The following is an 18,814-nucleotide window of genomic DNA, read 5'->3' as shown; positions in this document are numbered from 1 at the left end:
GTCCCCTAGCTGCTGCTCACCTTCCGTACCGGCGGCGGCTTCCAGGTCCCGTTGATGATCGACGGCGACTTCTCGTTCGGCCAATACATGCGCAGCATCAGGACGAACTTGCCCTCAGGCGCGGGTAGCCAGTTGCTCTCCTTGTCCGGGCCCGGATTGTCCTTCTGAATGTGGAGATCAACCGAACCGTCCGGATTGGGTTTGAGTTGCTGGCGAGCGCTGATCGACTGGCGATTGATCGGATTTTTGACGAAGAAAAAGTTCTCGTCATACATCGTGAGCGACCAAAAGCCTCCGACCGGGGGAAGCTGCCCCTTCGGGAAACGCATGGTGTACTTGTTGCTGCCGACATAGTCCTTGCCGTCGACGTCCTTTTGCGACGTCGGATAGCACGCGTCCTGGATGCGATTGGCGCCGAGGCCGATCGCGGTGACAAGGGCACGGTTGAAATAGTTGGTGCCATAGATGCCGGCTTCGCTATCGAACGCCCAGCCGTTGACGTTCTTGATCGCCTTGTTGACCTTGAACTGCAGCATGATCCGGTCGAACGCCACCTGCGGCACGCGCTTGGCCAACGCGACGTCGAATTTGCTGGCATCAAAGTCCTTGCCGGGGACAAGGCCGAGCTTGGCAAATCTGGCGACCTCCTCCGCGTCGGCGGGCACCGGCGGATTGCGCTTCATCAATTGCGCAAGAAGGGTGAAATAGGCAACCGCGTCCAGGCTATTGACCTGATCGCGCACCGCCGTCTTCATGTCGATTGACGCATCCACCTTGCCTGCCGGGGGCGTATACGACTTGCCGTAAGAGCTGAGGGGCACGAGCTTGCACTCGTCCTGGGCCGCGTGCACGGCCGCGTAGTCCTCGGGCGTGCCGGTGCAGTATATCCGGCCCAGGATCCAGACCATGCTGGTCGGAGACTTGTACTCGCGGACACCCGCGGGAAGCGTGCCCTTCCAACCCGGCCCGGTGATCGCGTAGGTCTGCGCCTTCGTGCCCGTCGTGCGCTTGCCCGGCACCTGAAACACCGTGGTCCAGCCATCCAGCATGGGAAACAGGAAGTAGCGGTCCTTCATGTCCGGCGTGCTCACGACCCAGGGTTCGTCCCCAACGTCGATCCAGGCGCTCGTGTAGAGCGTGTCGGCATTAGGCGCCGTGACGTCCCTGAAGCTGGCGTCCGGATACTTGCGCAGCTTGACGAACTGGCCCATCGGCCCGCGTGTGCCCTCGGGAGACGCGACATTCGTCATGACCCTGCGGGTCATCTCCATCGTGACGAGCGGATAGCCGTAGATGTAGGCGTCCTGGGCGAGCCAGAAATCTTCCCCGCCTTCGACAGCCCGGATAATCAGACCATCAAAGTCCGCGCGAGCGCCCTGGACGAGCGCAATGGTCGAGGCTGCGCTCAACCCGACGAGTGCTTGGCGACGATTGATCGACATGTTGTACCTCCCTGCCTGTTCAGCAGGATAGTAGGTCCGGTTCCATGCGCCTTGATTTACATCAACGGAGCAATTCGAGATGTCCGTCCTCTTCCGACACTGTGCGGTAGGTAGCGGCGGCTTCCGGAGTGATTTTGCCTTTTCAAGACCCTGCCATCGATCGTGCGCAGGCTCACAACATCCGCTGTATGCTGGTTGCCGGACTACGACGACCATGCTCGAACACGGAGCTAGAGCGCGATGACGATTTGCCCCGATACCGCGCCCCTTCCGTAGGGCGATTGACAAGGAGAGCGCGCAGGCCTCAATTATTTGGCACGAAACGCGGAGTGGTCAACATGTTGAAGACTTTTGTCGCCGCCCTTCTGGGATTGATTGTTTTCGCTTCTTCCGCAGTCGCCGAGATGGCCGAAACCATCGCGCGTAATGACAAGAATACCAGTTGGCTCTTCATTTCTACCGCGAACAAACTGTCGTTCAATGGAACGACCGTGACCCTATCGGAGGTTTCTCCGCGGATCGTGATGTTTGCCGACCGACCCCGCCGGGTGGCCGATGCAGTGTCCTTGCAGGACTTTGTCGATGGATGGACGAAGGGCAAAGGCAATAGCTTCCAGAGCACTCCCCCAAATGCCGGATTCACGGTTTGGGTCGATGGAGCCTACCAGGTGTCCGTGATGGAACTTAGCGACCCGGCCTATGATGGGCGGAACCTTTCGTTCAAGGTCAAGTCAGTGAAAGGTCAACTGCCCAAATCCGGCGAGCAAACTTCTATATTTATAGATTGGTGCAATCAAATTATGTGCTGAATCGGCCCCGCGAGTTGCGCCGGAGCAGCGCAAGGGCTGGTCGCTTCGGAGAATTTCGGATTTTGGCTAGGCCGCCAAGATATTGATTTTATTGGTCGGGGCAGCTGGATTCGAACCAACGACCTGCAGTACCCAAAACTGCCGCGCTACCAGGCTGCGCTATACCCCGATATTTTCGAGAAGCCCCGTGGATACACGCATAACCGCGCGCCAGCAAGGCGCCGGTTCGAGCGGCCTCAGCGGCCGTTGAACAGCGGATGGGCGATACGGTCGCCGGGCTGTATGCCGTATTTCTGCGCGGTGCCGGCGATCACCTCGAGCACGCCCTTGGCGAGCCCGCGCGACGGGATGATCTTGGTCGACATCGGCTCGGTGTTCTCGGCGATGCGCAGGATGCGGCCGTCGGCGCGGATGAAGATCATGTCGAGCGGGATGTAGGTGTTCTTCATCCACATCGACACCTCCTGCTCCGGCGAGAAGTCGAACAGCATGCCTTTGCCGTCCGCAAGCTCCTTGCGGTACATCAGGCCGGTTTCCTTCTCCTGCTCCGTGGTCGCCATCTCGACCGAGAAGACATGGACGCCGGACTTGGTGACGATCTCGAGCGGCTGGAAGCTTGCAGCCTGCGCAGCCGGGCCGGCCAATGCGCCGAACATGATGACGAGCGCGGTCATCAGCCACGGGCGAAGCCGCCCAACAATGGAAACGAAATTCATCGACAAATACTCACGCCGGAGAGGTTTTCCGGCGGACCCTAACCCGATGATTGCGGCAAATGCCAGAGCCTTGGCAAAGGCGGGAGGCTCGATGGCCACCCGGCGGCTCACGTTTGCGTCAGGCGCCCAAGCGCTTGACGCCGAGGCAAGGCTCAGTGCGACGACAGTGCGGACGGACCGCTCTCCGGATGAATCTCGGCAGCCATCATGCCCTTGGAGCCGGGCCCGAACCGCACCAGCACGTACTGGCCGGGACGCAGCTCGGTCATGCCGAACCGACGCAGCGTCTCCATGTGCACGAAGATATCGGGCGTCCCCTCGCCGCAGGTTACGAAGCCGAAGCCGCGCAGCCGGTTGAACCACTTGACCTGCGCACGCTCAAGCCCGCTGGTCGCGGTCACCGTGACGTGGGTGCGCGGCGGCAGCATCTGCGCCGGATGGATCGCGGTCGACTCGTCCATCGAGACGATGCGGAAAGCCTGGTAGCCCTTGGCGCGCTGCACGCATTCGACGACGACGCGCGCGCCTTCATAGGCGGTCTGATGGCCGTCGCGCCGCAGCACCGTCACGTGCAGCAGGATGTCGGGCCAGCCATTGTCCGGAACGATGAAGCCGTAACCCTTCGAGGCGTCGAACCATTTGATGACGCCGGTGAGCTCGACGAGATTGGCCGCGGTATCGCCGAGACCTGAGAACGCATCCAACGCCGCATCGCGCGGCGCGTTGCTCGCGTAGTCGCCAGGCCCAAGTCTGCTCTGCCCGCCTCCGCTCGCCGGCGGGCCGCCGAGCTTCTTGGACTCAAATCCGTCCGACCCCATGACCCCGGACCCCACACATCAATTGCAGCTCGCCGTCATTGCGGCCGAGCCTGAACACGCTGCTATCCATCACCAACTCGCGATAACGTCGCGCGAATCTCGAATCAAAAGATAACACTCCCGCCCGCATCGCATAGCCAAAAAAGCGAATCCATCTGGAACTATGAACAGGCTTGCACAGCCGCGAATCAAACCGGCTTCAGTTGCCTACGAACGGACCAAGCGTCTCGCCGATGTCGTGGCGGATCACGAGGTCGGCGATGTCGTCCTGATCGGTCGGCTCGTTGTTGATGATCACGAGCCTTGCGCCGCAGTTCTTCGCCATCATCGGAAAGCCTGCGGCCGGCCACACGACCAGCGACGAACCGATCGCAACGAAAAGATCGCAGTGCCGGGTTAGTTCCGTCGCGCGATGCATCGCATCCTCGGGCATCGCCTGACCGAATGAGATTGTCGCGGTCTTCACCGGATCGCCGCAGTCGTCGCAGTCGGGAGCGCTACCGGTACTGTCGAACAGCCGCTTCACCCACGATAGATCGTAGGCCTTGCTGCAACCGATGCAGCGCGCGTAGGTGGTGTTGCCGTGCAACTCGATCACGTCGTCGGCCTTGAAGCCTGACGCCTGATGTAAATTGTCGATGTTCTGGGTGATGATGCCCGGAACCTTGCCGGCGCGATAGAGCGAGGCGAGCGCGCGATGCCCGCGACCGGGCTTAGCCGCCGCGAAGGTCGGTTCCATCGCAAAGCGGCGGCGCCACGATTCGTCGCGCGCATCCTGGCTGGCGACGAATTCGTCAAACGGGATCGGCCGGTTGCGCGTCCAGATCCCGCCCGGCGAACGGAAATCCGGAATGCCGCACTCCGTCGAGATGCCGGCTCCGGTGAACGGAACGATCGACGACGCCTCGGCAATCATGTCGCCAAGCTGCTCGACGCCGCTGTGCAGATCTCTTGCAATCACGGGGATGATCCGGTTGACCGCACCGACTATAGCACGGCCCGACCGATTGCGAGATCGATGCGCAGCGCCGGCCGACGATCAGGCCGCGCGGGCGGCTCGCGCGTTTTCCACCGCCTTTGCTTCATCACAATCCTGCACTGCCTGCTCCCCATTCATGCCCAATTAGGCAACGCCAATGCCGCCGGGGACAGGGACTACAAGCAGAAGGATGGGCAATGACCGATCAGAAAGACGCCCTCGCGCGCGAGCGCGAAGAGATCGCCGCACGCGTTGCCAGTTTCAGAGCGACGCAGCAGAAGTTCGAGCGCGATCGCCAGGAGTATTACGCCAGCACGCTCGGCAATGCGTGGAGCGGATTTCAGACGAAGACGGCCTGACGCCGCGCAGCCTGCAACAGCGCGATGGCGAGTGCTTCGCGCTCTGACGTTGCGAAGCAAAAGCCCGGAGCGAGGAGCTCCGGGCTTTCTCTGTCGCCAGCGATGCTGGGTTCGTTACCAGTCGTAATAGCGACGGTGATGGTAATACGGGCGGCCGTAATAGGCGTACGGTCCGTCGCCATAGTAGGTGTGATAGCGCGGGCCATAGTAGCCCGGCCCGTAACCGTAGTAAGGGCCATACGCGCCTGCCGCACCGGCGGCGATCGCGCCGGCGGCCAGACCGAACGCCAGGCCAGGACCGATACCGCGGCCGCGCGCCTCAGCCGGCGCGCTCAGCGCCGTTGCGCCAACCGTCGCAACGGCCACCAGAACTGCCAATGTCTTTTTCATGCGCAACCTCCTCCACAGTGGTCAGGTGGCTAACGCCACGCGGCGGAGATGGTTGCAGATGACCTGAGCGCGGCACGCCGCACGTCGGATGTTGCACGCGATTTCAAGCACATAATCAGTGTGCCGGGATGGATCCCGGTTCCGTAGCCATGCGATCGCGCAGAGCTACCATCAGTTAGCGCCGGAACAAAAAGACAACCTTCGCGTTATTTGATGCGCGCAAGTGGGAATGACGTCATGCCGGCGTGGATGGAACTTCTGCTCAACGTGATCGCGTTTGCCGGCTTCATCGGCATCGCCGTCTATCACAAGCCGCCGGGTGAGAAGGCGGACTGATCGCGCTGTTGCCTCACGCCGATCCGCTTCGCCATTCCGGCAGCCTGCTACCAGCGAGCAGCACTTTTCCGCAGCATATCCCATGGTTGTCCGCAGCATATCCACAGGCCCGCCAGCGCTCTTTATCCAGCAAGTTCGATAGCTTGCTGCGCACAAAGCCACACCCATCGCGGAAATGTCACGGATCTCGCCGATGCGCTGAAAGCGGCACGCAATTGCGCCAAAAGGCCGCGCCGCACCGACAATCGGTGCCACGATTCGCACCGATCGGCGCAACAAATCGTTAAGAAATCACTGAAAAGGTTCCGCCCAGGAGGGAGAGCCATGCTCATTTACCCCGTCCCAACCGAAGTGACCCAGGCCCGCGTGCAGCTCGTCGTCGACCAGACGGCGAAGGCGCATCCCCGCGTCCTCAGCGAGGACGTGCTGGACATCTTCGCCGCCAAGAACAAGGCCGACCGCGAGGTGGTCGAAACCATTCTCGACATCAAGGTGTAGAACCACCGCTGCACCCGACCGCTAGAGCATGAGGCGGCACCGATGCGGGCACGACCAACGACGCCGTCCATGAGGGCAGCCATCGGAGCCGTACGGTCCCAGGTCAACGGTCCTCCCGTCCAAGCTTGCGACACCCTGCCCCCGCCGGACCTTTCCTTTGAACCTTTCGCGCCGTGCGGCGACACACGGGCGCTGGGGGATTTCAGGGCCCAGTATCTAGCGCAGCGCTGCGGGACGAACATATTCCGTCGCCGCGGCGCTGTTGCATTTTCCAGATTCAACCTTAAGTTTGGTGCCGCAGTTGACGGCTCACGCCCTGAATCCCCAGTCCGTCAACTGGGAAAGCCCCGCATCCAGCCTGCGGGGCTTTCCATTTCGGGCGCGAAATTGTTTGCGCAACGGCCGAGACCGAAGCAGGCCGGCGGCCGGGATGATTTGCGCGCGGCGACAACGTGCGTCACGGATGCGTGCGACAGTTCTGCGGCAGAACGGCCGGCCCCTTCTCTTCCTTCTCGAGCTGCTCTTCGACATAGAGCAACACAGCGCGGCGCAAATCCGCGCTCTTGATCTTGTAGAACGCCTTCGCCAACCTCAACATCTGCACGTCTTCGACGCGGTTCGACATCAACGGGCTCCAATAGGTTGCGCGGAAAATAGCGCATGCCGGGGCGCGCGTTCATTAAACTGCTGCAACTTTAAGCATCATTATGCCGCACCTTTGCCGGATGAAATTTCGGACATGATTGATTCTGTTGTTACGAATATCGAATGAAGCCATTCGCCGTGCTTTGCTTGGCCGGGCGACGCGCACAACAAGCGCTCCTGCTCTCTGACGGGCTCAGAGCGACAACAGAAGTCTGCATGCGTTCTCAGCGTTCAGCGAGGTCTTCGATTGAGGGCCGGTTGATTTGCATGTCTGAGGCTCGCGAAAGGTTGAGAGCACAACGCGCATAAATGGGATTCTGATCCGCCCGCGAACCGCCCGAGAACCCTGCCCCTCGCCGCGGATTGCTGCTACCTTCCGCTCCGGACCACCCCGCCCAAAACAAAATCTCTGACGTTCTCAGGAGGACAAGAAAAATGCGCTATCTGCACACCATGCTGCGCGTCCGCAACCTCGATACCGCGATGAAGTTCTATCAGGATGCGCTGGGGCTGAAGGAAGTGCGCCGCATCGACAACGACAAGGGCCGCTTCACGCTGGTGTTCCTCTGCGCGCCGGAGGATCTCGACCTGCTGAAGTCGCTGCCGCAGACCCGTGGTGCGCCGCTGGTCGAGCTGACCTACAATTGGGACGAGGAGAAATACGGCGAGGACCGCTATTTCGGCCACCTCGCCTACGAGGTCGACGACATCTATGCGACCTGCGACAAGCTGATGAAGATGGGCGTCACCATCAACCGGCCGCCGCGCGACGGCAACATGGCGTTCGTGCGTTCGCCCGATCTGCACTCGATCGAGATCCTGCAGAAGGGCGATGCGAAGCCGCCGGCGGAGCCCTGGGCCTCGATGCAGAACACCGGCCACTGGTGAGCCCTTGTATCGTTTCCTCGTGCACGTCCGCCATCCCGCCTATCGCCTGGTGGTGAAGGCGGACGCGCCGTTTCCGGAGGGCACAAGCGCAAGCGAGTGGCAGATCAGCCGCAGCCGCCGGGCCGACGACGTCAATCGGGAGATCCGTGAGGCGATTGAACGCGACGGCTATTCGCTGTTCAGGATCGGGCTTTCACTCTCTGAAATACCAAGCTGATTCTTCGCGTTGAAGGGCGGTCCGGCTGTTAGGAACCGCCCGCAACCATCGACGTTGTCTCCCCACATGAGGGATTTCAGGAGGCAATGCGATGGGAAGAGGAATCTTGCTTTGGCTGTTGGGTGTACCGATCCCGGTGATTATTCTGCTTTGGTTGTTCTTCGGTCACTGAATCGGTTGCGCGCGTAACGCGCGGATAACCGAGCTGGAGACAAGAGGCCCTGCCGCGCGCCGCGGCGGGGCCTGTTTTTTGTCCTGCGTGCAATTCACCACGGGCTTTTTGCAAGGCACTCCGCTAAAGAACGCTGCAAACAGCAAACCGCGGGAGAAACGCGTGATGGACGGCAAGCCGCAACTGACGATCTGGGGTCGGGCCAACTCGGTCAATGTGCAGAAAGTGCTCTGGTGCCTCGCCGAGCTCGACTTGCCCTATCAGCGCATCGATGCCGGCATGCAGTTCGGCAAGAACGATCAGCCCGACTATCTCGCGATGAATCCGAATGGCCGCATTCCGACGCTGGTCGACGGCGACTACGTGCTGTGGGAATCCAACTCGGTGATGCGCTATCTCTGCATGGCGCACGGACAAGGCTCGCCGATCTATCCGCAAGCCCCCGCGGCGCGCGCCGGCGTCGACCGCTGGCTCGACTGGACGCTGTCGACGCTGCAGCCGGTCGACCGTCCGGTGTTCTGGGCGCTGGTGCGCACGCCGCCCGAGAAGCGCGACATGATCCAGATCCAGAGTGATGTCGATGCCGAGGGCGTGGTGTGGCGTGTGGTCGAGGCCCGGCTCGCAACCCGCCGCTTCATCGAGGGCGATCAGTTCACGATCGCCGACATCGCAATCGGCGCCTTTGCGCGGCGCTGGCTCGGCGTCGAGGGCGTCACCAAGCCGGTTCTGCCCAATCTGGCGCGCTGGTTCGGCGAGCTCGGACAACGCGCGGGCTTCGTGCGCTTCGTCGCGCCGCCGATGTCGTAGAAGCGACGCGCGCTGTTCAGCGTGCGCCCGACATGCCGGCGCCGACGCTGACGGCGCCGCCGAGCTTCACGCAGGTGTCGGTGCCCTCGACCTTGACGAAACCCGGCCCGAACGACGCACACGGATTGCTCCGCGATGTCGTCTTCGGCGCCAGCGTCTTGCCGGCGTCGGGTGGTGTCTGAAAACTCCGCCCGTTGCCCTGCTGCGCGAAGGCGGCAGCGGGAAGCAGGGCAATGACGGCAAGGCTGATGATCCGCATTCGGCCTTTTATCGCGCGAGGCTGAATGAGACCACAGCGTTCTAGAGCCATTTCCGTTCCGATGGGATCGGAACCGAGCTCTAGATTCCTGTTTTGACGCGTTTTCTTTACGCGAACCGGTATCCACCTCGCTCGAAAACGCTCTAGTTCACGAATTTGATGCCGAAGGTTTTGCCGTCGCGCCAGACCACCTCGCAGGCGCGCCCGGTGCGGGCGTCGCGCGAGAATGCCAGCCGCAACTTGGCCGGCAGCGCGCTGTTGTCCTGCACCGTGATCCTGGCGCCGGAGGACGACATGTCCTCGACCACGCAGGGCCGCGCCGCAAATCCGCCGTCGAGCGTGATCCAACCGGATTGGCGCAGCGATTTGCGCGTTTCGCGCTTCCTGGTCCCTGAAGGCATGGCATCATTCCCCGGGGCCCAGCCCTAGCGCCGCTGGCTTACCAAAGCGTTGCGAAATCGCCGCGGATTGCCGCAATCACCGGCTCGCTGCGGGATCGAACGCGCCGGGCCGCTGGCCTTACAGAAATTTCGTTTGGGACGGGGTCATGGCGCTCCCTAGCGGGGCGGTCCGGAGGGCATCGGAAGCAGTTGAAAAGGTTGAAAAACCCGCAAAAAGCTGGCCAATTCTCGCCGTTCCATGGCAGCTTGTGTGCAACAAACTGTGCAACAGGGATGGAAATGCCCGAGCGTCTGACCAAGCGGGGCGGCCTTTGGTACTACGTGCGCCGCGTGCCGCCGGAATTCGCCGCCTTCGACGCGCGCGACAGCGTCCGGATCTCCACCAGAATCAAGGTCAGGGACGATCGGACCGGCGTCCGGGCCGCCCGCGTGGCGACCCAGCTCGATATCGACCAGGAAGCCGCATGGAAGGCCGCGGCGGGCCAGGGAGCGCGTCAGGCCGCGGTGGCGTTCGATGACGCATGGCGCCGGGCGCAGGCCCTGGACCTGCCCTACAAGCCGATCGAGGAGATCGCCAAGGAAACCGCCGACGAGATCCTGCGCCGGTTCGACACGCTGGCCGTCGGCGAGCGCCGGCATGATCTGGCGACCGTCGATGCCGCCCTCGGCGGGGTGCCCACCCCGCAGATCCTGCTCTCCGGCCTCTATGACGAGTTCGAGATCGCCAAGAAGACCACGATCGCCAAGATGTCCGAGGGCCAGGTCAAGAAATGGCGCAACGGCAAGAAGCGCGCGGTCGAGGTGCTGATCAACGTGGTCGGCGACAGGTCGATCCGCCTGAGCCATGAGGACGCGCTCAAATACGTCGACTTCTGGACCGAGCGCGTCGTCGACGGCGAGGTGCAGGCCGGCACCGCCAACCGCAACCTGACCCACATCACCGGAATGCTGACGGCCGTCTCCCGCCGGCACCGGCTACGGCTCGACCGGGTGTTTGCCGGGCTGCGCCTCGAGGAAGAGGAGGTCCGGCCGCGGCCGCCGTTCTCGGCATGGTGGATCGTCAACCGCCTGCTGACGCCAGGCGCGCTGGCGACAATGAACGCCGAGGAACGCGCCGTGGTGCTGATCATGGTCAACACCGGCGCGCGGCCGTCCGAGATCATCAATTTGCAGCCGGACCGGATCCTGCTCGAGTCCGAGATCCCGCACATCCAGGTCCGCCCCGACGACCGGGTGCTGAAGACCGCCTCGTCCTATCGCGACATCCCGCTGGTCGGGATCTCGCTGGAGGCCATGAAGCTGTTTCCACGTGGGTTCTCGCACTACCGCGACAACGGCGATGCGCTCTCGGCCGCGGTCAACGCCTACTTCACCGACCACAAGCTGCGCGAGACCGAACGCCATACGCTCTATTCCCTGCGGCACGGCTTCAAGGACCGGCTGCGCGAGGTCGAGGCCTCCGACGAGCTCAAGGACGAGCTGATGGGCCACGACACCAAGAAGCCGAAATACGGCGACGGCCACGGCCTGCGTCTCAAGCTGAAATATATCGAGATGATCGCCTTGGCCGGCGGCATGACCGTGGCCCGCCCGCTGCAGCTGGTAAAGGCGAGCGCGTAAGGGCGATTCGACTCCGCGGCGACGGGCGCCTATCTTGGAGGGAGCCCCTGTATGCGTGGAGTTGCGTGATGCCCCGGTCCGGCTGGGTTCCCTCGATCGTCCCCTCGACCGATCAGACCGTCTACCTGGTCGCCGACGATTTCGGCCCGATCGGCCGCGCTTGGCGTGAGGCCGACCTCGAGGCGACAGACCTCGAGACCGTAATCCGGGAGATGCTGGCCGGCGAGTTCACCAGCCCGATCCGGGTAATCGGCTTCAACACCGCCGAGGGGTGGAGCGAGGACGTCTCCGAGGACATTGCCCACGAGCTGCAACGCCGCTGCGACCTCGAGGCGATCGACGTTCCGTCCGCGCTCGAGGCCTTCGTCGAGCGACACACCGGCGGCCGGCGCCAACTGACCTTGCGACTGGTCTAGCGCCGCAGCAGTTCGCTCAAATAGGTTTCCGGAAGCTCACGCCCAGTCGGATAGCCCAGATCGGCGCGCTGGATGTCAACTTTCTTCGCGATACCGCGGACAAGCGCCTCAAGCGCGAAAATACGCTCTTCGGCCACCCCCAACGCGTTCGCTGCACCGAGCAGCTGCATCTTTTCTTGAGGTTCAGCCCTAACCGCAAGCTGTTGCAGGCAGCTCTTGGCATAGTCGAGCCGCTGCTGATGATCCAGAAATTCCGCCACGACAACCACCCTCCCTATTTGGAACCGCAGATGACATAGGCCCGCGCAGAGCCCTGTCCAGCCGTAGTCCACAGGATTCGCAAAACCGGCCCCGGATACCTATTTCCGGCGCATGCCAAAACCCCTGTTTCAGCCCTGCGTGCCGGTCGCCGCCAAGGCCGTCCCGGCCGGGCCCGACTGGTTGCATGAGGTCAAATACGACGGCTACCGTGGCCGCGTGGAACGCGACGGCAAGCTGGTGCGCGTCAGCTCGAGGTCCGGGCTCGACTGGACGTGGCGCTTTCCGTGGATCGTCGAGAGCGCCCTGAAGCTGAAGGCGCCCCGCTTTGCGATCGACGGCGAGATCTGCGTGCTCGACGTGCGCGGGATCTCCGACTTCGATGCCCTGCACTCCAACCGTCACAACGAGGACGCCCAGCTCTACGCCTTCGACCTGGTCGCGCTCGACGGCGACGACCTGCGCGAGCTGCCGCTGTTCGAGCGCAAGGCGCGATTGGCAAAACTACTGGCGCGCCGGCCGGAAGGCATCTTCGTCGCACCCGATGAGCTCGGCGAGCTCGGCCCGGACCTGTTCCGCAAGGCCTGCGAGTTCGGCCTCGAGGGCATCGTGTCGAAACACCGCGAGCGGCGCTACCGGCCGAAGACCTGCGACTGGGTCAAGGTCAAGAACCGCAAGCACCCGGCGTTCTCCAGGGTCAAGGACGCGCTGTCGTGATCCGTTTCTGCGCCCGCTGCGACAACACCCGCTGGGTCTGCGAGAACCATCCCGACGTGCCATGGCTCGGCAACCGCGCCTGCAGCTGCGGCGGCGCAGGTGCGCCCTGCCCGGTCTGCAACCGGGCCGACGGCGACGATCCGGAGGATGTGCCGGACATGCCGGAGGGCTTCGTCGTCGAAAGCGGCAGGCGGACGACGTAGCTGCGCGTTTTCGATCCGCGATCCCAGCTCAATTTCTGCACGCAACGCGAGCGTCATGCGCGCCAAGTGGCTTTAACACACGCTGCGCGTGCTACACCCGTAGTTTCACGGCCGCTAAAAAACACCATCTTAAGTCGTGCGACATAATGACCGTTTTCATGATATCAGATTGAGCCGCATCCTCCGCGCCGGTGGGGCCAACAACAAGTTGCAATGACCAATAATTGGGGAAGACCATGGAGCACGAAACCACCGGCAAAACTGACGACATTCCTGAGTTACGGATCATCGCCGAGGACGACGTTCACGCGGTCGTCGCGGTGCGCATCAAGAAGGCGTGGCTCGCGAGCAACCTTCACTTCCTGGCAGCGCTGGCGGATGTTGCGGTCGCACCGCACATCCTGCCGATCACCTAGCCATCACGGGGCGGCGAGATCTTGCGCTTTTCAGCGGCCTCCCTGCGCTTGATCTCGCGGTCCACCTCGAGGCGGATCTGCTCTCGCCGCTCGATCTCGACAGCTACGGCGCTGCGGATGAAGTCAGCCCGCTTCTCCTTATCCCGCAGCAACGCGTCGACACGCCGCAAGGTCCCCTTGGGGAACCTTGCCGGCATGCCTTCATCGTTGATTCTCTTGCGTCCCACGGGACGGAGTTTTGCAGCCATTCGCGCTCCGGAGTCAAAATTCCCGTCACTTTAGAATGGTTTAGCGCCACGGCGTGAAAATAGACGATATCATCTAAGCTGGCAACTGCACGCCGGACGTGTGCCGTCCGCGTCCGCGCAGCCGGGCAATTTTACTGCCCGCGGTCGGTAACCTTGGCCGAAAGTCGGCGCCCGCTGGAGTTGTCACGGCGGCCACCGCACGCTAGAAAATGACTGCCCGCGCCACAACCGCACGGCGATTTTGAGGCAAATGTTGTTTTTTGCAGGTGAGCAGTTTGCGCTCTGATATTTCAACAGGTCATGGCGCACGGCCGGATCTGCCATCGCTGACCGGCCTTCGCGGCTTGGCCGCGAGTGTCGTCGCACTGGCGCATCTCCAGGACACGCCCGGCGTGTTCATGTGGCATAACGCCGTCGACCTGTTCTTCGTCCTTAGCGGCTTCACGCTGTCCTACATCTACAGGCGAGAGACGTTCGCCTTCGGCGAGTACCTGAAGGCCCGCATCGCCCGCATCTATCCGCTCTACCTTGTGTGCCTGATCCTCGCCGGCGCGATCTACATCGGGCCGTTCGTGATCGACCCATCCGGCTATCCCGTGCGCAACGCGGTGGCGGATTTCCTGATGCAGCTCGCCATGCTGAACGCGTGGCCCGTGATCGGCTCCAGCGTTCATTGGGACGCCCCGGCGTGGTCGCTCTCGGCTGAATGGTTCTGCTATCTGCTGCTGTTTCCGCTCCTGATCCTGGCAAAGGCGCCGCCCACGACGGCGACCAGACTGCTCGGCATCGTCGTCGCCTCGGCCGCGTCATACACCTGGTTCTCTTGCTTCTTCGACTACCATCTCGCGGAGCCGCAGGTTCACGCGTCAATCAAGACCCTGAGCGATTGGACCGCCGTCGCTCGCGCGGTGTTCGGCTTCACGGCCGGATGGATCGCCAACGCATGTTTCCAGAAGCGAGACGGACTTCAACAGGCCTGCGCCAGGTTCGCGTGGCTGATCTGGTGTGCCGTCGCCATCATCGTGCTACTGGCGAGCCGCGACATGTTCAATTCGCACGCCCTCGTCTTCGTCTATCCCTTCGTCATACTCGCCGCGACCGATCCCTCATCGGCATCCTCGCGCCTTCTGGCATCGAAGCCGCTGCACTTTCTCGGCGAGATCTCCTACTCGATCTACATGACGCACATGATCATCCTGCTCGTGCTGTTCGCGCTGGGTTTGCTGCCCGACAGCTGGTCGCTGCCGATGACCGCCGCGACGTTCTGCGTGACGCTGGTCGTATCGACCGTCAGCTATTTCACTATCGAGAAGCCGGCGCGCGACTGGGTCAGACGACTTCGCCCGACACTCCTTGACGGCGCAGTCCGCCGTGAAGCGCCATCGCCCGACGCGGCGCAATGAAACGCCCCGCGTCGCCGGGGGCGGCTACGCTTTGGTCTGCTCGATCAACTGCTCGATGCCGGCCGCAGTGAACGCCGCAAAAGTCTCGCGCAGCCAGGCGCGGACGTAGCCGACCAGGATCCGGGAGTCGGACTTCTCGATGAAGCTGCCGAACGCCAAGCCCTGCCGCTGCACCTCGGTGCAGGCGCGCGCCTCGAGGTGGGGGACGGTCACGACGTGCCCTGCCCGGCTCGACAGGAAGCCGGAAAACCGCGGGTCGGCATCCCATTCCTTGAAGCCGGCCTCGTTGACGTAGTTCTTGACCAGCAGATGGGTCGCGCCGGCGCCGAGCTTCTCCGAGATCTGCGCCATCTCCGACAGGCTCGCAACGCTCGGACCGAGCACGTGCAGCAGCGCCAGATTGAACCGGCCGGCCCGGACGTCATCGAGCAGCCCGGTGCGGTTGAGCGAGCCGAGCACGTCGGTGAACAGCCCGGCCTTGATGTCGACCAGCGTGACGCCGGTAAGGCGATCGAACACGCGCATCTGGTCGTCGACCGACTGCATGTCGACGACCTCGCTGCTGGCCGCGAACTGCCGAAGATCGCCGTTCGGCCACTCGCCGTCGAATATCTTGCAGCCGACCTGCCGGTACCGCATGTAGTCGTCGAGCGCACGGCTGACGGTGGTTTTGCCGACGCCGCCCTTGTCGGCGCCGACCATGATGACCAGAGGCTTCATTTTTCACCTTTCCTGATGTGGAAGGCCCGCGAGCGGGCATGCTCGCGGGCCTGAAAGCCGCCGGAGAATTCCGACGCTTGGAGACGCAGGGATCTCAGAGCAGCCCGAACCAGACGCCGATCACGATCCAGCAAACGAACACGGCCGCGACACAGGCGAGCGCGAGCCAGCCGAGCAGCTCGAGCACGGCGCGCAGCCGAAACTCGGTCCCCACCCAGAGCAGCAACAGGAAGATCGCCACGATCATCAACGCCGCCGCAGCGTTGCGGAAATCGCCAAGCAGCAGCGCGGCGTCATAAACAGCCTTGGTCATTTTGCCTCCGAAGGGTCGACGATGACGTAACCGGCGAGCGAGCGCGCATGCAGGCGCGTCAGGCCGCCGCCGGAATTGGAATCGTGCGCGAGCCAGGTCCCGGCCTCGATCTGCTCGACCAGGACGAACACGTGATGCTGGCGGACCGCCGCCATCCGCGGCGCCGGCCGCGCCCGCGGGAAATCGAACCAGCGGGCGGCCAGGTTGAGCCGCGGGATGATGCGGCCGAACAGATAGAGGCTCGCGCCGCAGCCGCAGAACGCGTGCGGACAGCCGGCCGGCCGGCCGCCGAGGATCTGCGGCGCTGGCACCGCGCGTGTCAGGCGGGGGCGTCCTTCGGCCGGCGGGTTCGCAACAATCAGCGCGAGCGCAGCGGCGGCAACGATCCGGAACATCAGCGTTTGAAATGGATGTCGACGAAATTGGTGATGATCCAGCCGACGCCGCCACTGAGCAGGACCGCTATCCAGTACAGCCAGCGGCCGGCGTTGCGCACGCCGGTCGCTTGAACCTGGACGTTCTCGACCGCATCCACAGTCGGCTTCATCTCCGCGATCTCCTTGATCGCGGTCGACAACTGGCCGCCCATCACAGTCAATTCGCCGCGCATGCCGTCGACCTTGGCCGAGACCTCGGACCGCAGCGCCTCGACCTTTTGATGCAGCTCGCGCCGGCCGCTCGAGGCGCTCTGCTCCTGTGTCCGCCAGGTCGCCTCGAGGCTCTTAACCGTGGACTCGAGCCCACCGATCACACGTGCCATTTCACGCAAGGCCGACTGCGTCGCCTCGTCGCTCATTTCGCTTTCTTCCGCTTGAGCAGTCCAAACCGACGCGCCGGCTTTTTCGCCGGCGCCGCATCCCCGCAGGCCACGCCTTCGACGCGGCCGATGCCCTCGCGAACGTCCTGGTACTGACAGACGGCGCGACGGAGACAGGCATTCACCTTCGCCAGTGCGGCACGGTCGGTCTTCCAGAGCCGCTCGATCTCACCGGCATCGAGTTCCCGGTCCGGCGGATCGACCGGCGCCCGCTCGCACGCCGCGACGTCGGCCGGCAGCGGCGGGATGTTCGGCGCGTCCGGCGCCGGCGCCTGCAGCTCCTCGCGGCTACCTGACGTTCCGCACCCGGCGAGACATATCGCGATCAAAACACTTGTTAGGATTTGCAGGCGTCGCATCGATTTTTCCCTGATTTGCCTCGATCTGCTTTTCAGCCGCCGCGGCGCGGCCGGCGTCGCGCTGCTGCAGAGCGTTGACGGCATCGAGCTGGCGATCCTTTTCCGCCAGCCGCGCCTGCAATTGCGCGTTCTGCGCCGTGACGGTCGCTGCCTCGCAGCGGGCATCCGCGTTGCGCTCGCCGGCGTTGTAGAGATGCAGGCCGCCGGCGATCGCGCCGCCGCCGGCGAGCAGCGCCAGGACGCCGGCGAACAGCGCGCCGGCGGCGAACGGCGACAGCTTGATGCCGGCGAAGCCCGCCAGGCGCATGACGATCGGGACAACCACGCCCATCATGGATTTTTCCCCGTGCGGTAGTCGGCCACGCGGTGCTGCTCGAGCAGATGCGCGCCGTACCAGAGCAGCAGGCCGGCGCCGGCGACGACGGCGAGCGCGAGCACGGCCGCGAGGATGATCCAGCCGATTTCCGGCGTGAGGCCGAGGCCGCCGGCGGCATCCTTCGCCGCCGAGATCTGCGTCGCCCGATCGGTGAACCAGGCGAGCAGGCTGGATAAACCAAGGCCGGTGGTACCGCCGACCAGCCGCCCGCCCCACGCCTTGACGCGGTCGGTGATGCCGATGGTCTGCGACCCGCTCTCGCGCAGATCCTCGACGGTCGCGTTGGCGCGTGTCTCGGCGACGTGACGCGGCGCCTGCGGCTTGCCGAGCTCCTCGAGCAACTGATCGTCGATCGCCGCCGTCAGCGGCAGACCGTGCTCATTGCGGTAGAGCAGGATCGCGCCCTCGGTCCGGCCGCCCGGCGTCGGCTCGCCGTCGATCTGGCCGACGTCGAAATAGTTGAGCTCGCGCAGCCGCGCCTGGACATGCGCGACGACGTCGGGATCGACTGGCGCCGGCGTCGTCAGCAGCTTCGCCGCCTCATGCGGATGCGTCACGGTCAGGCCGTGCTCGAACAGCGCGGCCTCGTCGTCGCGACGATCGCGCAGGCCGCGGCTGTCGGGCCAGAGCCGTTTCATCGACCGCAGCAGGCCCGGAATGCGCGCCAGGTCGCCGGAGCCGATGCAAGCCTTGATCTGCCGCATCTCGGACCAGCGCGGCCCCGGCTTGTTGAAGCCGCCAGCATCACGATTGAACGCGACGGACAGGATGACGCCGGCGCAATCCGGCGAGAGCTCGTCGAAGCCCGGCAGCAGCCGCCGGCAGATTGCCAGATAGCGCGGCACATCGCGGTTGGAGAACACGTCGAGGGCGACATCCCAGGGGATGTCGATCATCCCGCGCGTGCGCTTGCAAAAATCGGCCGCCGCAGCGCCCTTGATGCCGGCGGCCTTCGCCAGCACCTTCAGCATCGCGTCGGGCAACTTGCCGGTCCAGTCGGACAGGATCTGCGCGCGCGTCTGCTGGCCGAAATCATAGCCAACGGCGCCGGTCGGGCCCGACTGCTCGCCGGGATATTCCAGCGCGCGCTGATAGTGGCGCACGTAATACGCCTCTGACGTAACCTCCGCGGCGACGATCAGATCGAACGACGCGCGCGAAATGCCATGCAGGTCGAGCATGTTGGATGGGCTCCAGAGAGTGAGAGAGGTG

Annotated in this window: 29 protein-coding genes and 1 tRNA gene; 12 read left to right on the top strand and 18 right to left on the bottom strand. The window is 63.7% G+C overall.

The window, feature by feature from the left end; all coding sequences use genetic code 11:
• Positions 1 to 5: 5 nt before the first annotated feature.
• Positions 6 to 1,442 carry a DUF1254 domain-containing protein gene (locus JQ633_RS12785; protein ID WP_211985368.1) on the bottom strand — a complete coding sequence of 479 codons (1,437 nt, stop codon included), beginning with the start codon at positions 1,440 to 1,442 and terminating at the stop codon, positions 6 to 8.
• Between the two features lie 338 nt (positions 1,443 to 1,780).
• Between JQ633_RS12785 and JQ633_RS12780 the strand changes: the two genes are divergently transcribed.
• Positions 1,781 to 2,251 carry a hypothetical protein gene (locus JQ633_RS12780; protein ID WP_211985367.1) on the top strand — a complete coding sequence of 157 codons (471 nt, stop codon included), beginning with the start codon at positions 1,781 to 1,783 and terminating at the stop codon, positions 2,249 to 2,251.
• 92 nt (positions 2,252 to 2,343) lie between these two features.
• Here the strand turns inward: JQ633_RS12780 and JQ633_RS12775 are convergent.
• The 4 genes from JQ633_RS12775 to JQ633_RS12760 all read right to left on the bottom strand — a co-directional run bounded on the left by JQ633_RS12775 (position 2,344) and on the right by JQ633_RS12760 (position 4,746).
• A tRNA-Pro gene (locus tag JQ633_RS12775) sits at positions 2,344 to 2,420 on the bottom strand.
• Positions 2,421 to 2,487: 67 nt separating this feature from the next.
• A complete protein-coding gene (locus tag JQ633_RS12770) occupies positions 2,488 to 2,925 on the bottom strand; it encodes a DUF192 domain-containing protein (protein WP_211985553.1) in 438 nt (145 codons plus the stop codon).
• 194 nt (positions 2,926 to 3,119) lie between these two features.
• Positions 3,120 to 3,785 carry a cold-shock protein gene (locus tag JQ633_RS12765; protein WP_211985366.1) on the bottom strand — a complete coding sequence of 222 codons (666 nt, stop codon included), beginning with the start codon at positions 3,783 to 3,785 and terminating at the stop codon, positions 3,120 to 3,122.
• A gap of 199 nt (positions 3,786 to 3,984) precedes the next feature.
• On the bottom strand, positions 3,985 to 4,746 hold the full coding sequence (locus JQ633_RS12760) for an SIR2 family NAD-dependent protein deacylase (RefSeq protein WP_211985365.1): 762 nt from the start codon (positions 4,744 to 4,746) through the stop codon (positions 3,985 to 3,987).
• A gap of 215 nt (positions 4,747 to 4,961) precedes the next feature.
• Here JQ633_RS12760 and JQ633_RS12755 point away from each other — a divergent pair, with 215 nt between their 5' ends.
• Positions 4,962 to 5,123, top strand: coding sequence for a hypothetical protein (locus tag JQ633_RS12755; RefSeq protein ID WP_211985364.1), 162 nt, complete (start codon positions 4,962 to 4,964; stop codon positions 5,121 to 5,123).
• A gap of 114 nt (positions 5,124 to 5,237) precedes the next feature.
• Here JQ633_RS12755 and JQ633_RS12750 read toward each other — a convergent pair whose 3' ends face one another.
• A complete protein-coding gene (locus tag JQ633_RS12750) occupies positions 5,238 to 5,513 on the bottom strand; it encodes a hypothetical protein (protein ID WP_211985363.1) in 276 nt (91 codons plus the stop codon).
• Between the two features lie 660 nt (positions 5,514 to 6,173).
• Here JQ633_RS12750 and JQ633_RS12745 point away from each other — a divergent pair.
• Positions 6,174 to 6,347 carry a hypothetical protein gene (locus tag JQ633_RS12745; protein ID WP_211985362.1) on the top strand — a complete coding sequence of 58 codons (174 nt, stop codon included), beginning with the start codon at positions 6,174 to 6,176 and terminating at the stop codon, positions 6,345 to 6,347.
• Between the two features lie 457 nt (positions 6,348 to 6,804).
• Here JQ633_RS12745 and JQ633_RS12740 read toward each other — a convergent pair whose 3' ends face one another.
• Positions 6,805 to 6,972, bottom strand: coding sequence for a hypothetical protein (locus JQ633_RS12740; protein ID WP_211985361.1), 168 nt, complete (start codon positions 6,970 to 6,972; stop codon positions 6,805 to 6,807).
• Between the two features lie 455 nt (positions 6,973 to 7,427).
• On the opposite strand from JQ633_RS12740, the gene JQ633_RS12735 reads away from it, so the two are divergent.
• The 3 genes from JQ633_RS12735 (at position 7,428) to JQ633_RS12725 (ending at position 9,076) form a co-directional block, all read left to right on the top strand.
• Positions 7,428 to 7,880 (top strand): VOC family protein, encoded by a 453-nt coding sequence (locus tag JQ633_RS12735; RefSeq protein ID WP_211985360.1) that lies wholly within the window; start codon positions 7,428 to 7,430, stop codon positions 7,878 to 7,880.
• A 4-nt stretch (positions 7,881 to 7,884) separates the two neighbouring features.
• Positions 7,885 to 8,097, top strand: a complete 213-nt coding sequence (locus JQ633_RS12730) for a hypothetical protein (RefSeq protein WP_211985359.1) — start codon at positions 7,885 to 7,887, stop codon at positions 8,095 to 8,097.
• Between the two features lie 337 nt (positions 8,098 to 8,434).
• The gene (locus JQ633_RS12725; RefSeq protein ID WP_211985552.1) at positions 8,435 to 9,076 is read left to right on the top strand and encodes a glutathione S-transferase family protein; all 642 of its coding nucleotides are present in this window, start codon (positions 8,435 to 8,437) and stop codon (positions 9,074 to 9,076) included.
• A gap of 16 nt (positions 9,077 to 9,092) precedes the next feature.
• Here the strand turns inward: JQ633_RS12725 and JQ633_RS12720 are convergent, their stop codons facing one another.
• Together JQ633_RS12720 and JQ633_RS12715 are read right to left on the bottom strand one after the other, a co-directional pair.
• Positions 9,093 to 9,335, bottom strand: coding sequence for a hypothetical protein (locus tag JQ633_RS12720; RefSeq protein WP_211985358.1), 243 nt, complete (start codon positions 9,333 to 9,335; stop codon positions 9,093 to 9,095).
• 143 nt (positions 9,336 to 9,478) lie between these two features.
• Positions 9,479 to 9,736, bottom strand: coding sequence for a PilZ domain-containing protein (locus JQ633_RS12715; RefSeq protein WP_211985357.1), 258 nt, complete (start codon positions 9,734 to 9,736; stop codon positions 9,479 to 9,481).
• A 279-nt stretch (positions 9,737 to 10,015) separates the two neighbouring features.
• Here JQ633_RS12715 and JQ633_RS12710 point away from each other — a divergent pair, with 279 nt between their 5' ends.
• Complete coding sequence (locus JQ633_RS12710) at positions 10,016 to 11,356, top strand: molecular chaperone (protein WP_211985356.1); 1,341 nt, start codon at positions 10,016 to 10,018, stop codon at positions 11,354 to 11,356.
• Positions 11,357 to 11,424: 68 nt separating this feature from the next.
• Complete coding sequence (locus JQ633_RS12705) at positions 11,425 to 11,772, top strand: hypothetical protein (protein ID WP_211985551.1); 348 nt, start codon at positions 11,425 to 11,427, stop codon at positions 11,770 to 11,772.
• Here the strand turns inward: JQ633_RS12705 and JQ633_RS12700 are convergent.
• Complete coding sequence (locus JQ633_RS12700; protein ID WP_211985355.1) at positions 11,769 to 12,032, bottom strand: hypothetical protein; 264 nt, start codon at positions 12,030 to 12,032, stop codon at positions 11,769 to 11,771. The genes JQ633_RS12705 and JQ633_RS12700 overlap by 4 nt on opposite strands.
• Positions 12,033 to 12,144: 112 nt before the next feature.
• Here JQ633_RS12700 and JQ633_RS12695 point away from each other — a divergent pair, with 112 nt between their 5' ends.
• The 3 genes from JQ633_RS12695 (at position 12,145) to JQ633_RS12685 (ending at position 13,366) form a co-directional block, all read left to right on the top strand.
• Positions 12,145 to 12,747 carry an RNA ligase family protein gene (locus JQ633_RS12695; RefSeq protein WP_211985354.1) on the top strand — a complete coding sequence of 201 codons (603 nt, stop codon included), beginning with the start codon at positions 12,145 to 12,147 and terminating at the stop codon, positions 12,745 to 12,747.
• Entirely contained in the window at positions 12,744 to 12,950 is a 207-nt protein-coding gene (locus tag JQ633_RS12690; RefSeq protein ID WP_211985353.1) for a hypothetical protein, read from the top strand. Before JQ633_RS12695 ends, JQ633_RS12690 begins: the two co-directional genes overlap by 4 nt.
• A gap of 236 nt (positions 12,951 to 13,186) precedes the next feature.
• Positions 13,187 to 13,366 (top strand): hypothetical protein, encoded by a 180-nt coding sequence (locus tag JQ633_RS12685; RefSeq protein WP_211985352.1) that lies wholly within the window; start codon positions 13,187 to 13,189, stop codon positions 13,364 to 13,366.
• Here the strand turns inward: JQ633_RS12685 and JQ633_RS12680 are convergent.
• Positions 13,363 to 13,614 (bottom strand): hypothetical protein, encoded by a 252-nt coding sequence (locus JQ633_RS12680; protein WP_211985351.1) that lies wholly within the window; start codon positions 13,612 to 13,614, stop codon positions 13,363 to 13,365. The genes JQ633_RS12685 and JQ633_RS12680 overlap by 4 nt on opposite strands.
• Before the next feature lie 266 nt (positions 13,615 to 13,880).
• Between JQ633_RS12680 and JQ633_RS12675 the strand changes: the two genes are divergently transcribed.
• Positions 13,881 to 15,017: an acyltransferase family protein gene (locus JQ633_RS12675; RefSeq protein ID WP_211985350.1), complete on the top strand. Its 1,137-nt coding sequence runs from the start codon at positions 13,881 to 13,883 to the stop codon at positions 15,015 to 15,017.
• A 24-nt stretch (positions 15,018 to 15,041) separates the two neighbouring features.
• Here the strand turns inward: JQ633_RS12675 and JQ633_RS12670 are convergent, their stop codons facing one another.
• The 7 genes from JQ633_RS12670 to JQ633_RS12640 all read right to left on the bottom strand — a co-directional run bounded on the left by JQ633_RS12670 (position 15,042) and on the right by JQ633_RS12640 (position 18,783).
• Positions 15,042 to 15,737 carry a hypothetical protein gene (locus JQ633_RS12670; RefSeq protein WP_211985349.1) on the bottom strand — a complete coding sequence of 232 codons (696 nt, stop codon included), beginning with the start codon at positions 15,735 to 15,737 and terminating at the stop codon, positions 15,042 to 15,044.
• A 94-nt stretch (positions 15,738 to 15,831) separates the two neighbouring features.
• Entirely contained in the window at positions 15,832 to 16,050 is a 219-nt protein-coding gene (locus JQ633_RS12665; protein ID WP_211985348.1) for a hypothetical protein, read from the bottom strand.
• Positions 16,047 to 16,445 (bottom strand): hypothetical protein, encoded by a 399-nt coding sequence (locus JQ633_RS12660; RefSeq protein WP_211985347.1) that lies wholly within the window; start codon positions 16,443 to 16,445, stop codon positions 16,047 to 16,049. The genes JQ633_RS12665 and JQ633_RS12660 overlap by 4 nt, the downstream gene beginning before the upstream one ends.
• Positions 16,445 to 16,846 (bottom strand): DUF1515 domain-containing protein, encoded by a 402-nt coding sequence (locus JQ633_RS12655; protein WP_211985346.1) that lies wholly within the window; start codon positions 16,844 to 16,846, stop codon positions 16,445 to 16,447. Before JQ633_RS12655 ends, JQ633_RS12660 begins: the two co-directional genes overlap by 1 nt.
• Positions 16,843 to 17,196 (bottom strand): hypothetical protein, encoded by a 354-nt coding sequence (locus JQ633_RS12650; protein ID WP_211985345.1) that lies wholly within the window; start codon positions 17,194 to 17,196, stop codon positions 16,843 to 16,845. The genes JQ633_RS12655 and JQ633_RS12650 overlap by 4 nt, the downstream gene beginning before the upstream one ends.
• The gene (locus JQ633_RS12645; RefSeq protein WP_211985344.1) at positions 17,156 to 17,560 is read right to left on the bottom strand and encodes a hypothetical protein; all 405 of its coding nucleotides are present in this window, start codon (positions 17,558 to 17,560) and stop codon (positions 17,156 to 17,158) included. The genes JQ633_RS12650 and JQ633_RS12645 overlap by 41 nt, the downstream gene beginning before the upstream one ends.
• Positions 17,557 to 18,783 carry a peptidoglycan-binding protein gene (locus tag JQ633_RS12640; protein ID WP_211985343.1) on the bottom strand — a complete coding sequence of 409 codons (1,227 nt, stop codon included), beginning with the start codon at positions 18,781 to 18,783 and terminating at the stop codon, positions 17,557 to 17,559. The genes JQ633_RS12645 and JQ633_RS12640 overlap by 4 nt, the downstream gene beginning before the upstream one ends.
• Between the last annotated feature and the right edge of the window lie 31 nt (positions 18,784 to 18,814).

Source organism: Bradyrhizobium tropiciagri, from assembly GCF_018130505.1.
Classification (GTDB): Bacteria; Pseudomonadota; Alphaproteobacteria; order Rhizobiales; family Xanthobacteraceae; genus Bradyrhizobium; species Bradyrhizobium tropiciagri_B.
Note: the sequence above shows the minus strand (reverse complement) of the source record. Positions and strands in the feature narration are given on the sequence as shown.

Bases quoted from the DNA above. Each gene is read 5' to 3' on its own strand.
- JQ633_RS12785 (WP_211985368.1), bottom strand. From the start codon at position 1,442: ATGTCGATCAATCGTCGCCAAGCACTCGTCGGGTTGAGCGCAGCCTCG.
- JQ633_RS12780 (WP_211985367.1), top strand. From the start codon at position 1,781: ATGTTGAAGACTTTTGTCGCCGCCCTTCTGGGATTGATTGTTTTCGCT.
- JQ633_RS12770 (WP_211985553.1), bottom strand. From the start codon at position 2,925: ATGACCGCGCTCGTCATCATGTTCGGCGCATTGGCCGGCCCGGCTGCG.
- JQ633_RS12765 (WP_211985366.1), bottom strand. From the start codon at position 3,785: ATGGGGTCGGACGGATTTGAGTCCAAGAAGCTCGGCGGCCCGCCGGCG.
- JQ633_RS12755 (WP_211985364.1), top strand. From the start codon at position 4,962: ATGACCGATCAGAAAGACGCCCTCGCGCGCGAGCGCGAAGAGATCGCC.
- JQ633_RS12750 (WP_211985363.1), bottom strand. From the start codon at position 5,513: ATGAAAAAGACATTGGCAGTTCTGGTGGCCGTTGCGACGGTTGGCGCA.
- JQ633_RS12745 (WP_211985362.1), top strand. From the start codon at position 6,174: ATGCTCATTTACCCCGTCCCAACCGAAGTGACCCAGGCCCGCGTGCAG.
- JQ633_RS12740 (WP_211985361.1), bottom strand. From the start codon at position 6,972: ATGTCGAACCGCGTCGAAGACGTGCAGATGTTGAGGTTGGCGAAGGCG.
- JQ633_RS12735 (WP_211985360.1), top strand. From the start codon at position 7,428: ATGCGCTATCTGCACACCATGCTGCGCGTCCGCAACCTCGATACCGCG.
- JQ633_RS12725 (WP_211985552.1), top strand. From the start codon at position 8,435: ATGGACGGCAAGCCGCAACTGACGATCTGGGGTCGGGCCAACTCGGTC.
- JQ633_RS12720 (WP_211985358.1), bottom strand. From the start codon at position 9,335: ATGCGGATCATCAGCCTTGCCGTCATTGCCCTGCTTCCCGCTGCCGCC.
- JQ633_RS12715 (WP_211985357.1), bottom strand. From the start codon at position 9,736: ATGCCTTCAGGGACCAGGAAGCGCGAAACGCGCAAATCGCTGCGCCAA.
- JQ633_RS12710 (WP_211985356.1), top strand. From the start codon at position 10,016: ATGCCCGAGCGTCTGACCAAGCGGGGCGGCCTTTGGTACTACGTGCGC.
- JQ633_RS12705 (WP_211985551.1), top strand. From the start codon at position 11,425: ATGCCCCGGTCCGGCTGGGTTCCCTCGATCGTCCCCTCGACCGATCAG.
- JQ633_RS12695 (WP_211985354.1), top strand. From the start codon at position 12,145: ATGCCAAAACCCCTGTTTCAGCCCTGCGTGCCGGTCGCCGCCAAGGCC.
- JQ633_RS12685 (WP_211985352.1), top strand. From the start codon at position 13,187: ATGGAGCACGAAACCACCGGCAAAACTGACGACATTCCTGAGTTACGG.
- JQ633_RS12680 (WP_211985351.1), bottom strand. From the start codon at position 13,614: ATGGCTGCAAAACTCCGTCCCGTGGGACGCAAGAGAATCAACGATGAA.
- JQ633_RS12670 (WP_211985349.1), bottom strand. From the start codon at position 15,737: ATGAAGCCTCTGGTCATCATGGTCGGCGCCGACAAGGGCGGCGTCGGC.
- JQ633_RS12665 (WP_211985348.1), bottom strand. From the start codon at position 16,050: ATGACCAAGGCTGTTTATGACGCCGCGCTGCTGCTTGGCGATTTCCGC.
- JQ633_RS12660 (WP_211985347.1), bottom strand. From the start codon at position 16,445: ATGTTCCGGATCGTTGCCGCCGCTGCGCTCGCGCTGATTGTTGCGAAC.
- JQ633_RS12655 (WP_211985346.1), bottom strand. From the start codon at position 16,846: ATGAGCGACGAGGCGACGCAGTCGGCCTTGCGTGAAATGGCACGTGTG.
- JQ633_RS12645 (WP_211985344.1), bottom strand. From the start codon at position 17,560: ATGATGGGCGTGGTTGTCCCGATCGTCATGCGCCTGGCGGGCTTCGCC.
- JQ633_RS12640 (WP_211985343.1), bottom strand. From the start codon at position 18,783: ATGCTCGACCTGCATGGCATTTCGCGCGCGTCGTTCGATCTGATCGTC.